Source organism: Fructilactobacillus sp. X2R5C3, assembly GCF_059901325.1.
This window is the reverse complement of sequence record NZ_JBWXUY010000002.1, coordinates 311,584-327,293: the sequence shown is the minus strand read 5'-3', so window position 1 is coordinate 327,293 and position 15,710 is coordinate 311,584. Positions and strand designations below refer to the sequence as shown.

Annotated in this window: 16 protein-coding genes and 1 tRNA gene; 12 read left to right on the top strand and 5 right to left on the bottom strand. The window is 36.0% G+C overall.

Annotation, left to right across the window (positions count from 1 at the left end; all coding sequences use genetic code 11):
• On the bottom strand, positions 1-336 hold the full coding sequence (locus tag AC6UDE_RS04650; protein WP_500693640.1) for a DUF1516 family protein: 336 nt from the start codon (positions 334-336) through the stop codon (positions 1-3).
• Positions 337-427: 91 nt separating this feature from the next.
• Here AC6UDE_RS04650 and AC6UDE_RS04645 point away from each other — a divergent pair.
• From AC6UDE_RS04645 to AC6UDE_RS04615, 7 genes are all read left to right on the top strand, one after another.
• A tRNA-Gly gene (locus AC6UDE_RS04645) sits at positions 428-498 on the top strand.
• A 220-nt stretch (positions 499-718) separates the two neighbouring features.
• On the top strand, positions 719-2,410 hold the full coding sequence (argS, locus tag AC6UDE_RS04640; protein WP_500693641.1) for an arginine--tRNA ligase: 1,692 nt from the start codon (positions 719-721) through the stop codon (positions 2,408-2,410).
• Between the two features lie 100 nt (positions 2,411-2,510).
• Positions 2,511-4,625 (top strand): transglycosylase domain-containing protein, encoded by a 2,115-nt coding sequence (locus AC6UDE_RS04635; RefSeq protein ID WP_500696758.1) that lies wholly within the window; start codon positions 2,511-2,513, stop codon positions 4,623-4,625.
• 53 nt (positions 4,626-4,678) lie between these two features.
• On the top strand, positions 4,679-5,026 hold the full coding sequence (locus AC6UDE_RS04630) for a YlbF family regulator (RefSeq protein ID WP_500693643.1): 348 nt from the start codon (positions 4,679-4,681) through the stop codon (positions 5,024-5,026).
• Between the two features lie 59 nt (positions 5,027-5,085).
• Complete coding sequence (locus AC6UDE_RS04625; protein ID WP_500696757.1) at positions 5,086-6,297, top strand: metallophosphoesterase family protein; 1,212 nt, start codon at positions 5,086-5,088, stop codon at positions 6,295-6,297.
• Positions 6,287-8,848: an AAA family ATPase gene (locus AC6UDE_RS04620; RefSeq protein ID WP_500696756.1), complete on the top strand. Its 2,562-nt coding sequence runs from the start codon at positions 6,287-6,289 to the stop codon at positions 8,846-8,848. Before AC6UDE_RS04625 ends, AC6UDE_RS04620 begins: the two co-directional genes overlap by 11 nt.
• A gap of 15 nt (positions 8,849-8,863) precedes the next feature.
• Positions 8,864-9,823 (top strand): 3'-5' exoribonuclease YhaM family protein, encoded by a 960-nt coding sequence (locus tag AC6UDE_RS04615; RefSeq protein ID WP_500695728.1) that lies wholly within the window; start codon positions 8,864-8,866, stop codon positions 9,821-9,823.
• A gap of 36 nt (positions 9,824-9,859) precedes the next feature.
• Here AC6UDE_RS04615 and AC6UDE_RS04610 read toward each other — a convergent pair whose 3' ends face one another.
• From AC6UDE_RS04610 to AC6UDE_RS04600, 3 genes are all read right to left on the bottom strand, one after another.
• Positions 9,860-10,741, bottom strand: coding sequence for a peptidylprolyl isomerase (locus AC6UDE_RS04610; protein WP_500695727.1), 882 nt, complete (start codon positions 10,739-10,741; stop codon positions 9,860-9,862).
• Positions 10,742-10,861: 120 nt separating this feature from the next.
• Positions 10,862-11,152: a hypothetical protein gene (locus tag AC6UDE_RS04605; RefSeq protein ID WP_500696755.1), complete on the bottom strand. Its 291-nt coding sequence runs from the start codon at positions 11,150-11,152 to the stop codon at positions 10,862-10,864.
• Between the two features lie 3 nt (positions 11,153-11,155).
• Positions 11,156-11,596, bottom strand: coding sequence for an HIT family protein (locus AC6UDE_RS04600; RefSeq protein WP_500696754.1), 441 nt, complete (start codon positions 11,594-11,596; stop codon positions 11,156-11,158).
• Positions 11,597-11,711: 115 nt separating this feature from the next.
• On the opposite strand from AC6UDE_RS04600, the gene AC6UDE_RS04595 reads away from it, so the two are divergent.
• From AC6UDE_RS04595 to trmB, 3 genes are read left to right on the top strand one after another with little or no spacing between them, the layout of a single operon-like run.
• Positions 11,712-12,449, top strand: coding sequence for an ABC transporter ATP-binding protein (locus tag AC6UDE_RS04595; RefSeq protein WP_500695725.1), 738 nt, complete (start codon positions 11,712-11,714; stop codon positions 12,447-12,449).
• Positions 12,433-13,656 carry an ABC transporter permease gene (locus AC6UDE_RS04590; protein WP_500696753.1) on the top strand — a complete coding sequence of 408 codons (1,224 nt, stop codon included), beginning with the start codon at positions 12,433-12,435 and terminating at the stop codon, positions 13,654-13,656. The genes AC6UDE_RS04595 and AC6UDE_RS04590 overlap by 17 nt, the downstream gene beginning before the upstream one ends.
• 9 nt (positions 13,657-13,665) lie before the next feature.
• Positions 13,666-14,307, top strand: a complete 642-nt coding sequence (trmB, locus tag AC6UDE_RS04585; RefSeq protein ID WP_500696752.1) for a tRNA (guanosine(46)-N7)-methyltransferase TrmB — start codon at positions 13,666-13,668, stop codon at positions 14,305-14,307.
• On the opposite strand, the gene AC6UDE_RS04580 is transcribed toward trmB, so the two are convergent.
• Complete coding sequence (locus tag AC6UDE_RS04580) at positions 14,304-14,636, bottom strand: hypothetical protein (RefSeq protein WP_500693653.1); 333 nt, start codon at positions 14,634-14,636, stop codon at positions 14,304-14,306. The genes trmB and AC6UDE_RS04580 overlap by 4 nt on opposite strands.
• Before the next feature lie 82 nt (positions 14,637-14,718).
• Here AC6UDE_RS04580 and AC6UDE_RS04575 point away from each other — a divergent pair, with 82 nt between their 5' ends.
• Together AC6UDE_RS04575 and ytpR are read left to right on the top strand one after the other, a co-directional pair.
• Positions 14,719-15,042: a thioredoxin family protein gene (locus AC6UDE_RS04575; protein WP_500695722.1), complete on the top strand. Its 324-nt coding sequence runs from the start codon at positions 14,719-14,721 to the stop codon at positions 15,040-15,042.
• 19 nt (positions 15,043-15,061) lie between these two features.
• Positions 15,062-15,700, top strand: a complete 639-nt coding sequence (gene ytpR / locus AC6UDE_RS04570; protein WP_500693655.1) for a YtpR family tRNA-binding protein — start codon at positions 15,062-15,064, stop codon at positions 15,698-15,700.
• Positions 15,701-15,710: the final 10 nt, after the last annotated feature.

Sequence of the window (15,710 nt, the reverse complement as noted above, 5' to 3'; positions counted from 1 at the left end):
TTATTGAATGAAAAACAAAAGCCCAATTGAGATTAAAATTGAAATCAGTGTCAATAAAATTACATAGGGTTTTAAATTACCTTGGATTTTTCTCTGGTAACAAATATCAATGAAAGAAATCGCGACGATTGTCATTATAAAACTTAAAGAGACCAAATAACGATGCTCGTTAAAGTGATTCAGGGTAAAAACCACTTCACTAATCAACAAAAGAATGTAAAACGCGCGCGTATAGACGACACCCTTAATAATCTTTTTGTCTTGTTTACGCGTGATTCCGATTGTTAGTGAGATTAATAAAAGAATCCATAGTAAAGTAATTATGTAGATTAACATGATGTTTAGCCTCCACTTGAATTTTATCATACAGCTCTGTAGAAGTCTTGATGACAAGGGGTATAATTCATGATATAATTATACACGTATTGCGGGTGTAGTTTAGTGGTAAAATTTAAGCTTCCCAAGCTTACGTCGCGGGTTCGATTCCCGTCACCCGCTTTGGGAAGCTACCAACGATGAGAGTGTAGTACTAATTATAATTTCAAAGCAAATCTAAGTTGATGTGAGTTAGATAAATTGTGATTGGGAAGGCGTCCTTTCTAGGTATACAAATTTAATAATGAGTGGGTATTTCCAAATAGAGTGGTACCGCGGGTAATCTCGTCTCTTGCATTGATTTAATTAATGTAAGAGGCTTTTTATTTATGAGGAGGATATTATGGATTACAGACAACAAGTTGCAGACGTAGTTGCTGATGCAACTAACAACCAAATTTCAACGAGTGATATTTACGGAAAAATTGAGAAACCGAAAACTTCAGATAACGGGGACTTAGCATTTCCAACTTTTATTCTAGCTAAGGAGTTACATAAAGCTCCTCAACAGATCGCAAAGGATATCGTCAATAATGTTGATGGAAGTCAGTTTGATAAAGTCGTTGCCGTTGGTCCTTACGTTAACTTCTTCTTGGATAAGGGAAAAGTTAGTAAGCAAGTCATGTCAGAGGTTTTGACGGATAAAGAGCACTATGGTGATAATTACGATGGCAAGGATCAGACCGTGACCATTGATATGTCTTCTCCAAATATTGCTAAGCCAATGTCAATGGGACACCTTCGTTCCACTGTGATTGGAAATTCAATTTCCGAAATTTTAAGAAAAAATGGATATAAAACAATTAAAGATAATCATTTAGGTGATTGGGGAACCCAATTTGGTAAGTTAATTACGGCTTACTTAAAGTGGGGAAATGAAGAGGACGTAAAGCGTCATCCAATTCATTACTTAGTTCAGTATTACGTCAAATTTCATAAGGAAGATCAGAAAAATCCTGAACTAGACGAAGAAGCACGCGAATGGTTTAAAAAACTCGAAGATGGTGATCCCGAAGCTACCAAACTATGGAAGTGGTTTAGGGATGTGTCGTTAGAGGCTTTTAATAATACCTATAAAAAACTGGGCGTTAAATTTGATACCTATAATGGTGAGTCATTTTACAATGACAAAATGGATGAAGTGGTTGACATCCTAAAAAAAGATGGATTGCTTCAGGAATCTCAAGGAGCTCAAGTGGTCGATTTAAGTAACGCTAACCTAAATCCAGCGCTGATCTTAAAGAGTGATGGGGCTTCTCTTTACATTACCCGAGATATTGCAACGGCGTTATACCGTGAACGGACGTATCATCCGGTCATGAATCTCTACGTGGTGGGATCCGAACAAACTAATTATTTCCATCAACTAAAAGCTGTCTTAAAAAAGATGGGCATAAAGAATGCGGATGGTGTTCATCATATCCCGTTTGGCTTAATTACGGTTAATGGTAAAAAGCTTTCAACTAGACGTGGAAATATTATTTTATTAAACAAAGTTTTAGATGATTCAATTACCATGGCAAAACAACAAATTGCTGAGAAGAATCCTGATTTACCAAATAAAGATGAAGTGGCTACACAAGTTGGGGTTGGTGCCATTATCTTTGGTGATCTTAAGAGTGAGCGAATCAATAGCATTGATTTCGTACTTAAAGACCAATTAAAATTTGAAGGTGAGACTGGCCCATACGTTCAGTATGCCCATGCTCGTGCTGAGAGTATTTTGCGGAAGTCGGGTAAAAAAGAATTTGATGAATCAGCAAATGAATTGACTGATGCAGGTGCTTTTGAAGTCATTAAGTTACTTCAGGCTTTTCCAGAAGTTGTAAAACAAGCTCGAAATGAATTCGAGCCTTCTGATATTGCTAAGTATTCGCTAAGACTAGCTAAGTCATTCAATAAATATTATGCTCATTCTAAGATTTTAGCGGACGATGATGAGCAAGACGCCCGTCTCGACCTTGTTAAAAGTGTTGCGATTGTATTAAAAGAGTCGTTAAGATTGTTGGGAATTAAAGCACCCGATCAAATGTAGAATAAAGTGGATGTCAATTGACATCCACTTTATCTTTTAAAATCCATTAATGTCCATGTGTTACAATAGCATTTAATGATAAAAGGAGATTTGGACTTTTATGGATAACAACAGCAAAAGTAAGTCAATATTTAAAAAAATTTGGGGTTACTTCAGAAAATTCTGGCGTAGATTTCAAATTACGAGATGGATTATTGTAGTTGTTTTATTCGTTATCTTGGTTTTAAGTAGTTATTTGACGATTGTGGCAAAGACTTCGCACGTTCGTGATCTTCAGTCTAATTTATCAAAATCGACTGTGATTTATGATTCACATCACCAAGAAGCTGGCAAATTGTACGCACAAAAGGGTACTTACGTTCAGATGAATAAGATTTCAAAAAATATTCCTAATGCGATTCTTTCGACGGAAGATCGTAATTTCTATAAGGAACATGGTTATTCGGTTAGTGGTTACGGGAGAGCCATTTTACTTGCAATTAAGAATAGGGTACTGGGTCGTGACTACATTAGTGGTGGAGGAAGTACAATTTCGCAGCAGTTAGCCAAGAACACTTTTCTTTCCCAGCAACAAACTTTAACCAGAAAACTTAAAGAATTATTCATTTCAATCGAGATTGAGAACGTTTATTCAAAGAACCAAATCTTGACGATGTATATGAACAACGCTTACTTTGGTAATGGCGTGTATGGGGTCGAAGATGCCTCGAAGCGATACTTTGGGCAGTCTGCGGAAGATTTACCGGTCCAGGATGCAGCTGTGTTAGCAGGGATGCTATCGAATCCTAGTAATAATCCGATTGATCATCCGGAGGCGGCACGTCAGAGGAGAAATGTGGTTCTTGATTTAATGGCAAAGAACCATAAAATCACTAATTCAGAGGCAAAAAAATACCAAGCCATGCCGTTGAACACTAAAAATTCCTATCGTTCTACTAATGGGTATAAATATCCCTATTATTTTGATGCTGTTATTAATGAGGCTATCTCAAAATATGGATTAACTGAATCTGACATCATGAATCATGGGTATAAAATTTATACGAATCTAAATCAGCAACAGCAGCAAAGCTTTCAGACTGATTTTAAAAATCCTAATTTGTTTCCTAATGATGCTTCGGATGGGACCAAGGTCCAAGCTGCATCAGTTGCTTTGAATCCAAAAAATGGTGGGGTTCAAGCGGTTGTTGGTGGACGTGGTAAGACGGTTTTCCGTGGTTATAATCGTGCGACCGATATTAAACGTCAGCCTGGTTCGACGATGAAACCACTTGCGGTCTATACGCCAGCTCTTGAAAACGGGTATTATTATGATTCTGAACTTGAAAACCAGAAGAAATCGTATGGATCAAACCACTATACTCCGCATAATTACAATGATGTTTATACAGGAAAAGTTCCGATGTACCAAGCTCTGGCACAGAGTATGAACGCGCCCGCAGTTTGGTTATTAAATAAGATCGGAGTAAACAAGGGATACGATTCGGTTAAAAAATTCAACTTACCGGTCACGGATAAGGATAAGAATCTAGCATTGGCCCTTGGGGGCTTGTCCAACGGAGTTTCCCCACAACAAATGGCTGGTGCCTATACTGCTTTTGCTAATAAAGGGAAAATTTCACAGCCGTTCTATATTACTAAGATCGTTGATTCGACAGGGAAGACGGTCGTTGATAATGAACATCCAAGTTCAAAACAAATCATGTCTCCTTCAACGGCACGACAGATGACAAGTATGATGCTTGGTGTCTTTGATAATGGAACTGGTGTTGATGCTAAACCGAGCGGGTATCAAGTTGCCGGAAAAACTGGAAGTACTGAGGCTGATAATACTCCAGATTCCGATGCTACCAAAGATAAATGGATCATCGGATACACTCCTAACGTTGTGGTAGCAACTTGGGAAGGCTTTGATAGTACCAACTCTACGCATCATTTAGAGAATTTGACTGGGACCGACGTTGGTCCGTTGTACAAGACACAAATGCAACAAATTCTTCCGTACACCAAGGGAACCCAATTTGGTGTCCAAGACGCACAAACGGTGGCACGTGATGGTGATGAAGATAATGATACGCAAAATTCTAAACTATTTAAGGGTATTACTAATGATACTGGTAAAGTCGTTAAGGGAATCGTTAAAGAAGGTGCCAGTGGAATTAAAAAGGGTGCCTCAGAAGTTATTAGCGGTGCGAAAGCTTTACTAGGCCGATAGCTTTACGTATGTTAAAATATACACTGTAACAATATTTAAGGAGGGAAATAATTATGGCAGAAAATGATGTAATGAAAGACGCACAAACTTTACAGGATGCACTAGTAAAGACTGATGAATTTAAAGAACTCCAAGCCACATACGATGAGTTAAAGAAGGACAAAGATGCTTTTAAGACATTTAAGGACTTTCAAACTAATCAAAATGAATTAAGACAAAAGCAAATGGCTGGTCAACAAATTTCGCAAGATGATATGAAAAAAGCTCAAGATCTTGCCAATAAAATGAACAGTCTTGATATCATCAAAAAATTGATGGGTAAAGAAAAAGCAATGGGCAAAGTCATTGATGATGCTAATATGTTAATTACTAAGCCTTTACGTGATATGTATGAAGCTTAATTGATCGTTAATCGGAGCGCCCATTGGTGCTCCGATTTTTTTGTATGGGAGAAATTATAATGAAGTTTATTCATGCGGCAGATTTACATTTGGATAGTCCGTTTTTAGGAATCAGAGAGGATGCTACCACTCCGAGTAAGCTGTGGGACATTTTGCACGAGGCTCCATTCGATTCATTAAAGAAGATTATTGATGATGCCATTTTAGATGATGTTGATTTTGTTTTGCTAGTGGGAGATTTATTTGACAGTAGTCACCAAAGTGTCAAAGCCATTAGTTTTTTGATTAAACAGTTAGAACGATTGGATGAACATGATATTCCTGTACTTCTTTCGTTTGGTAATCATGATTATCAAAGTGAAGGTGCTAAAAATTTCAATTTTCCGGCTAATGTTTACGTATTTCCCAAAGAAGTGACGACGCACACATTGACTCTTAAAGACGGAAGAACAGTTGCTATTACAGGTTTTAGTTACGCTACTAGGAATATTTCAGATGATATTATCTCTGGATTTCCAGAACGTTCAAACGCTGACTACCAAATTGGGATGGTTCACGGTGCTATTAAGGGTGGCAACGACTCACAGTATGCACCGTTTACCATTAACGAAATGGAAAATTTGGGATATGATTATTGGGCATTAGGGCATATTCATAAACGTCAGCAGTTAGGTCATCATCCCTTAATTGAATATCCGGGGAATATCCAGGGCCGTCATAAAAATGAAATGGGTGAAAAAGGGTACTTATTAGTCAGTGATGAGACTAATGGAGGTTTAAACGTTCAGTTTGAACCCACCTGTCCGCTCATTTGGTCAAATCTTTCAATGAATTTACGGGGAACTGACTCAGAAGAAGCGGTCGTTAATCAAATTATGGAGAAAATTGAGTCGAGTGATTTTTCTAAGCTTAATTTGTTGAGCGTGAAGTTAAATATGAGCGAAGAAGCCAATTTTTCATCAGAAGAACTGCTCGACCGGGTTAAGGAAAAGTTACAATATGATTTTGAACGATTTAATGCTTGGGTTTATGAAATTGACGTTGTTGATAATTCTGGGATGAAATTTAATGATCTAGATCAGAAATTCTGGGATGACACTAAGCATGAAGTTTATAATGAAGAAAACCTTAAAAATTTGGCGAAGAAGCTTTTTAAGCACTCTTACATTCGTGACAACTTTTTAAGTGATGAAGCCATCTCTAAATTACTTGATGAAAGTATGAATTTAATTACTAGTAAAACGAAAGGGAACGTGAAGGATGAGGATTAAAAAAGTTGAAGTATTCGGCTTTGGAAAACTTCATAATTTAACACTGAACTTTAGTGGGTTCCAGGTTATTTATGGTAGAAACGAGGCTGGAAAAACAACCCTCTTAAATTTCATTAAAGATGTTTTATTTGGCTTTCGGGACAGTCGGAGTAAGCGAGACTTCACTCCCAAAGATGACTATAAAATGGGTGGTCGTTTAACGGTTGAACAAAATGGAACTACTTATCTTGTTCAAAGAAATGAAGGTAAAAATGGTGGGTTATTAACCGTTTTTGATCAAAATAAAAATGAATTACCTGCTGGAATTTTGGATAAAATTTTAGGTCCAATCAATCGGGAATCATATGATAACCTGTTTTATTTTGGCAACGTTGATTTAAATGATATTTCGAGATTAAATCGTGAAGAATTGTCAAAACGAATCCAGCGTGTTGGGGTCGTAGGGATTGATAACTGGATTGAACTAGAGGACGAAAATCAGGAAAATGGTGGTAAGATCTATAAGCCGACTGGTAAAAAGCCTGAGTTAAACCAACTTTTAGTTGATCGAGAAAGATTGAACGCGAAAGTACATGAAGCCAGTAATGAATATCCCAAGTACCATGAATTGACCATTCAAGCTAAAAAAGAACAAGAAAAAAAGACTCAGAATCGCAATAAAAGAAATAAATTTTCTGAGCGATTAAATCAGGTTAATCAAGATTTAGCGAACTGGGATAAATATGCTCAATTAAGACAATTACAAGACGATAAATTAGCGGTTAAACACGGCTTTTCTGAGCATGACTTTGAAACATTTCAAGACATCCAAAATAAGATTAGTAATATTCAATTAGATATTAAGAATGATGAACAAAACATTATTGATTTTAAGAATACGCATCAGGAATCCAATTCTGATTTGAAATTTTACAATGATAATGCTGATTTAATTCGTAATTTATATTTAGAACTGGACGGCCAAATCCAACAGGTCAGACGGATTGAACAGCTTGATCATGATATCAAAACATATCAGACTCGTCTGGCTAATGATGAATTTGATGCTGGTGGAAGTGAAAGTATTCCGTTTAATGATGATGAGATTGACAAAATATCGACCTTAATAGATGAGTATCAAAATGTAAAAGCACAAATAAACTATCAGGTTCATGCGATGCCCACAAATGAGAGCGGAGATAATTCGTTATCATTAATTACTGATGCGGTTGGTCTAATAATTATTGGAATTGGAATTTTTATGGGTGGAGTAACTCTTCCTATTTTGGTGGTCATTGGGTTATTGTGTATTGGTTTTGGCATTTATCGTTATGTGCAAAAATCGAACCAACCAGTTAAAGAGGAGAATGATACTGACCATTTAAAGCGAAAATTGACTCAGATTGAGCAAGAGTTGGGTCAAATGGGAAACGAGCATCACATCCAAAGTATTCCATTTAACCAATGGACAAGTGCTTTACAAAACTCCATTAAACGACGTGACTTAGATCGTGATAGTTTACAGAATTTCATTGGAAACCAAAAGACAATGAATGAGAAAGTTGAGAGTTACCTCGATCGTTGGAATTTTGCTTCCAGTAAAATTGGCTTAAGTGATTCCGATAATGAAATGGTAGCGTTAAGTAAAATTAAACAGTTCATCTCAAATGTAAATGATCAAAAGCGAAATGCAGAACAGGTGAGCCATGAATTGAGTAGTTTAACTTCAATGGTTGATCGCCATCGTGAGCAGTTGAAAGAAGTAAGTGATCGGCTTGACCATTTCCTAAGGGAACGAAACGTTGCAAGTAGTAGTGATTTTAAAAAATTATACGATGAGCAGCGGATCGCTACGGATAAAAACAAACGTAAAATGGAGTTAGAAAACTCACTTGATCAAACAATTGTTGAAAGATTACAAAAATACGATAATGTTAATCAGTTAAAAAACGTGATTAATGACCTTCAGAAACAAATTGGACAGTTGGACGCGGATTTTTCCGATCAATCTGATCGGTTGGCGCAACTTAACGTGCAAATTAATAACATGGAAAAAGATGGGACGCTTGATTCATTGACCCAGGAATTGGCCAGTATGGATACTAAAGTTAACGAATTGGTTCAAAAATGGTTGGTTTACCAGTTAACTAATCAGTGGATTGAAAAAGTACTCGATGCCGCTAGTAGTGGAAGAATTCCTAAAGTTAGAAAGGATGCAGCTAAATTCTTTGAAACACTAACGGACGGTCATTATAGTAAAATTGATTATAGTAAGAGAAGTATTACGGTTGTTAACTCTGATGGAGTTAAGTTCAAGGTTGAGGAACTTTCAAAAGGAACCATGCAGCAGTTATACTTATCGTTGGTTTTTGCGTTAACGTTGGCTTTTAGTGATGAATATCCAATGCCAATTATGATTGATGATGGTTTTGCTGACTTTGATCACTTTAGAACTGATAAGGCAATTGAATTAATGAAAGCTTTGGCTAAAAGCACGCAGGTGATTTATTTTACGGCTGATGATCGAATTAGACACGATGTAAGTGGCGATCATTTAATTGAATTAAAGTAGTGGAGGTGGAGTCAAATGAGCAAAAAATTGAAAGAATATCAAATGGATGAAGAAATCGATGCGTTTGTATTGGTTAAGTCGGCCGATACTAGAATTGCTAAGAACGGAAAACAATTCATTTCGTTTGTTTTTGAAGATAATTCCGGAGAGATCGGTGGAAAACTTTGGGGTGCCAGTAATGAGGATGTAAAGACTTTTAAAGCTGGGCAGGTCGTTCACATTAATGGCAAACGGGAAGCTTACCAGGGAAGTCCACAAATTAAGATTAATCATCTTCGACAAACAGAATCTGGTGAACCCAGTGATCCATCTAAGTTTATGCAACATGCTCAAATGACTCGTTCCGAGATGGAAGAATATATTGGTCAGACAATTTTCGAAATTATTAATCCAACGTGGAATCGAATTGTTCGGGTACTTCTTAAAAAGCACCAAGATGAATTCTTTACTTTTCCGGCAGCTAAATCGAATCATCATGCTTATGCAGGCGGATTAGCATTTCACACCATTTCGATTTTGAAGCTGGCCAAGGAAGTCGCTAAGCTCTATCCACAAGTTAATTCTTCACTTCTGTATGCAGGTGCCATCCTTCATGATTTAGGCAAGACTACTGAGCTGTCAGGACCCGTTTCGACATCTTATACTAGTGAAGGTGATCTGTTAGGACATATCAGTATTATTGATGGGGAAATTGTTGAAGCTGCTGACCAACTAAAAATCGATCAGCATTCTGAAGATTTATTACTTTTAAGACATATGGTGCTCTCACATCATGGGATTAAGGAGTATGGATCCCCGGTTACGCCTGAATTGCTGGAAGCGCAGATTCTCCATGATTTAGATGAACTTGATGCTTCAATTAACATGATTACTGGGGCTTTAAATGATACGGAAGCAGGATCATTTAGTAAACGAATTTTTGGAATGGATCGAAATAAGTTTTATAAACCTGATAAAAAAGAAAATGGTCAGTAACTTAAAAGTTACTGACCATTTTCTTTTTATGATTGATTATTTCATTGGTTTTGGAGTTGATGTGTAATCAGCCAAGATGTTTTGTAAGTCTTTGTCTTGGATCTTTACATCTCCATCTTTAAGAACTTTTGAAACGACAGCGTGTAAGACATTACTATCGCTCATGCGTTCAGTTGCCAACTGGTCTTTTAATTCAGCTTTGTGATCCTGATATTTACCCTTGGAAGGGTGGTTGACCATTTGGATTACTTGGTATCCAGCTTTAGTTTTGACAGGTTCTTTGGTGTATTCACCATTTTTGAGTTTAAAGGCAGCATTTTTGAAGTTATTGTCAAGACTTGGATCCATATTATCGAATGGAGCCATCTTGCCGCCGTCTTTCTTGTTAGCATCAGTTGAGTACTTCTTGGCTAAGTCAGAGAATTTTTGACCGTTTTCTAAACCAGAAATTACTTTTTCAGCGTCACCTTGATTTTTGGTGGTAATCTCATTAACGGTTACTTTAGGTTGATATTTCTTGAATTGGTTTTGCAAATCTTTGTCAGAGAAACTTGTGTTAGCAATCACAGCTTGCTTTAACAGAAGATTATCTTTGATTTGTTCTTTTAAACTTTTCTCAGTTAAACCTTGTTGACTGAGAAGGGTTTTAAATTGAGAACCATATTGTGACTTGTATTGGTTAAATTGGTCATCAACTTGAGATGATTTGACTTTATTACCATATTCTTTGTTAAGAACTTTGTTCAAAATCATAGTTTGGAGAACTGTTTTACCCTGTGGGGTCTTCTTCATACTATTGTAATATTGACTTTCTGTAATTTTACCACCACTAGTAGTAGCAACTGTTTTACTACCACAGGCAACCAGTGAAACACTTAAAAGTAATCCTGCAACTCCAACGAGCCATTTTTTCTTCATATATTAGCACATCCATTTCTTCAAAATATTAAAGTACTCAAGACATTCAGTACTCCATTTATTTTTAATATAACATATATTTGATGCAAATTAATATTTGGTCGAATAATTTAATTGAAATTAAATGTTATTTATTTCTTTAGATAAAAGATCAATTCTAGGCTTTAGCTGAAATTGGGCTTCCTGTACGTCACGATTAAGACCATCTATTATTGGTTTTGCATCATTTAAAGCTTTTGTGAATTGGTTTAAATTTTGTTTAACTGAACTAGCTGAATGAAAAATGCTTTTAAGGTCGGCAGTGGTTACGTTATCTGTGGGATTAGACTTCCTTTTTAAAAGTAGTAGACCCGTAACAGAAACACCAACTATTATTCCGGCACTAACTAAGCAAGCGGTCTTTTTTTTCATGAGTTAATCCCCCAATTGTTTGGTAATTGAATTGGCAACTTCTTGGTATTTAGTTTCGTCATATTCTTTAGAATTATCAGAAAAGTTAATTGAAAAAGTATCATCCACACTGTAACGGGGAATTAAATGAAAGTGAGCATGCGGAACAGATTGATAGGCAATTTTCCCGTTATCATTAACGATATTCATTCCTTTGATGTTTGGGTTAGAATTTTTGACCGCACGTGCAATTTCTGGCACTTTCGCAAATACTTTACCCGCTGTAGCGGAGTCAAAATGAAAAATATCTTGAATATGTTTTTTAGGAATCACCAGAGTGTGGCCAGGAGTTGTTTGGGAAATATCTAAAAATGCAAGAATTTCGTCATCTTCATAAACTTTATAACTAGGGATTTCACCCTTGACAATTTTACAAAAAACGCAATTTGGATCGTAATCAGTCATATAAATCTCTCCCTTCAAGTTAATCCAATTATACACTAACATTACCTGCATAATAAGTGATAGCAAGCAATTATGGTATACTGATTACAATAATGAAAAGAAATGAAGGGTAAATATGAGTTTGCAAGTAGAAGACTTGACTGGTGGCTACTCTAGTGTGCCAGTCTTAAAAAATGAGACTTTTGATGTTAATGATGGCGAATTAGTTTCTTTAATTGGTTTAAATGGTGCTGGGAAGTCAACTACCATTAATCATATTATTGGACTCATGAAGCCATTTACTGGAACCGTTAAAGTCAATGGTTTGCAGATTGGTCAAAACATTGAAAAATACAAACAACAAATTGCATATATTCCGGAAATGCCAGTATTATACAAAGAATTAACTTTAAAAGAACACATTGATACTACTATCATGGCTTATAATTTGGATAAACAAGTAGCGTGGGAGAAAGCTAATCAGTTACTTAAGACTTTTCGGTTGGATAAACGACTTGATTGGTTTCCTGCCAACTTTTCAAAGGGAATGCGTCAGAAAGTGATGATTGTTTGTGCGTTCATTACTAATGCGTCGCTTTATGTAATTGATGAACCATTTTTAGGTCTCGATCCGCTCGCGGTCGATGATCTTTTGCAGTTGATTGAAGAAAAGAAGAGTAAGGGTGCCAGTATTTTAATGTCGACTCATGTTCTTGATACCGCAGAAAAGTATTGTGATCGTTTTGTGTTAATTAACAAAGGTGAGATTCAAACGGAAGGAACGATGGAACAGATTAGAAAAGAGTATCCCAATGATGGGAAGTCACTTTCAGATATTTATCTGTCTTTAGCAAGGGATGATAAAAATGAATAGGATTTTCCAAAAAAGGTTAAGCAATCATTTAATCGAAATGACTAAATACCTTAAATATGTTTTTAACGATTTTTTTGTGATTGCGATTATGTTCTTTGTGGGTGGTCTGGGCTACGCTTACTCTGGATTTTTAAAGCAATTATCAGGCAATTTATGGTGGGAGCGCCCGATTGCGATTTTGATTTTACTAGTGGTGCTTCAACTTGGTGGATTGGCAACTTTAATCAAGTCCGCTGATAAGGTTTTTATGGCCCCTAAGGAATACCAATTTGCTGGTTACTTTAAGGGAGCATTTCTCTATAGTTTGTTTATGGCATTGCTGATTGATTTAGTAACGTGGTTTATACTAATGCCATTTTTAAGCGTTTCGATTGGTTGGACAATTTCAGAGTTAATCGGGTTGTTAATCGTAATTTTGCTTTTGAAAACCGGTTGGATGTCATATCAAGTAATCAAACTCTATTTTCAGTTAAATCGACATGTAGTATTAGCCGGTGTAACTGAGTGGGTTATCCCCCTTATTATTCTGGTATTAGCATTGTACTTTAATGTTTTTATAGCTGCACTATTAGCATTAGTTGTGGCTGCATTGTTAATGTATGTCGCTATTCTAACCAAAAATAAGATCTTAAACTGGAATTATGCAATTGAACATGAAGATTCTCGTATGAATCGGATTTATCATTTTTATAGTTTATTCACCGAAGTCCCTGAACTTTCAGGTCGGATTCACCGCAGAAAATACTTGGATCCAATTTTTAAGTTGTTAAAAAAAGATCAAGGTCACGTCTATTCGAATTTGTATCTTCGATCATTATTAAGAGACAGTGGACCAGGGTCTCTTTACTTTCGCTTAATAATTATTGCCGTTATTTTGGTATTGATTATTCCTAATCAAATTATTGTTTCGTTAATGACAATTATTTTTGTTTATTTAGTCGGATTTCAGTTAATCCCATTTTATGAGCATTTTGAAAGTAATGTGTTTACCCATATTTATCCGGTTAGTCAGAAGATCCAGCTGACGGATTTTCGACAGATCATTCAAATTTTACTTTTGTTTGAATGCTTTATCCTCCTGATTGCAATGTTAATCGCCCGGATGTCGGTTCCTGTAATCTTAATAACGGTGGTAATTTGGATTGTTGAGGGATATGTCTTAACGATTCCCTATTTAAATAAAAAAGTTAAACAAATTAGAAACTGAGGTTAAATGATGAGAGTTAGAAATAAGCCCTGGGCAAATCAATTTATTTTAGATCATCCTGAATTAATTGTTGATGATCCAGAAAAATACATGGGAAAGTGGGAAACACGTTTTTCTAGAGACGCCCCAATTTATGTCGAAATTGGTTGTGGTAAAGGAAAATTTATTACTGAAATGGCAGAAAAAAATCCCAATATTAATTTTATTGGGATTGAAATTCAAAAGTCAGTAATTGCAATGGCACTAAAAAAAGTCGTAAATAGTCGTTTAGATAACGTTCAATTGATTCATACTGATGGCGGCCTTGTGAACACCATTTTTAAAAAGGGCGAGGTTTCAAAGATTTTTCTCAACTTTTCTGATCCCTGGCCAAAGAAACGACATACAAAACGGCGACTTACCTCGCCGCGTTTTCTTAAGAGTTATCAAGAGGTGTTACCTGACCAAGCTAAACTGGAGTTTAAAACTGATAATCGTGGATTATTTGAGTATTCGTTGGTTAGTTTGAATAATTTTGGGATGAAGTTTGAATCCGTTAATCTTGACTTGCATGCTAGCGATGCTGCTAAAGATAATGTAGAAACTGAATATGAAGAAAAATTTAAAGAAAAGGGCCCAATCTATAAGATTGTAGCCCAATTTGTTGATTAACTAATCGACTTTGTGTTTAAAAGTTGAACGTTATCGAGGTTATTTGTGGTCAAATCGAATGTAAATCCATATGATTTAATGTCATGGTTATCATCGTCTAAAATGTTGATTCCGCCAAGGAACTGGCCATCTTCGTTTTGGTTAAAGTCGATCCAGTAACCATACAACTCACTATTATCAAACTTTTTGCTTAATGTATCGGACAAGTGACGTCTAACCCGATCTTGGTCGCGTTCTTGCTTGAATTTAATAAGTGAATACAGCGAAACTCCCGCAATTACGGATCCAGTAATAAAAGCTAGTTTGTGTTTTATGATAATAAAAAGCATCCCTTCGATTGAATTTGTTGAATTTATTATATAACATTTTTAATACGAGTGGGTTATAATATTAATGTTTAGGAGGGATACGATGGAACAATTACCAGTAATGAATCTTAACGAATTAAAGCAAAAAATTAAGCATGGAAAGTACATCCTATTTTTCTCTGCCACATGGTGTCCAGATTGTGCGTTTATCAAGCCTGCTATGCCAGAAATTGTAAAAGATTTTCCAAACTATGACTTTATTGCAGTTGATCGGGATGAAAATATCGATTTAGCTAAGGAAATGAACATTTTTGGAATTCCAAGCTTCGTTGCCTTTGATAATGGGATTGAGACTGGTCGTTTGGTTAATAAAGATCGAAAAACCAAGGAACAAGTAGAAGATTTTATTAAATCTCTTCCACAATAAATTCGGAGGTGAGCTAAATTTGATGATCGCAAGTTATAATCCAAGCCAAATGGGTGATGTTTTGGTTGTCATTCTTGGAGAAGGATCGGAACCACAGAAAATATCAAAATCAAATGATATTGTTCAGATTAAAGATAAGAAGGGACACGTAGTTGGCTATAATTTTTTCAATGCCAGTGAGATTTTAGGTAACTTAAAATCAGAGAATGGAAAAGTTGATCTTTCAAGTAACGATGTTGAAGTTTTAAATGATGCGTTGAAAGAGGCTGGGTTTAAAACTTTCTTACCTACTAGTACCGAACCAAAGTTTGTGGTTGGCTACGTTGAAAAAATGGAAGATCATCCGAAGTCTGATCATCTTCACATAACTCAAACAAAAGTCCAGAATGGGGAAATGCTGCAACTTGTTAGTGGGTCTCCCAATATGAGACCGGGAATCAAAGTTGTCGTAGCGGAAGTTGGAGCCATGATGCCAAATGGACAAATTATTTGGCCAGGAGAGCTTCGTGGGGTAAAAAGTGATGGAATGATTTGTTCTGGAAGAGAATTAGACATTCCTAATGCACCCGATAAACCAGGAGCTTTAGTTTTACCCGATTCTTATGAAGTTGGGCAACCATTTGATTTTGATAAAGCAAAAAATCTTTTTGACGAATAGTTTCTATTCG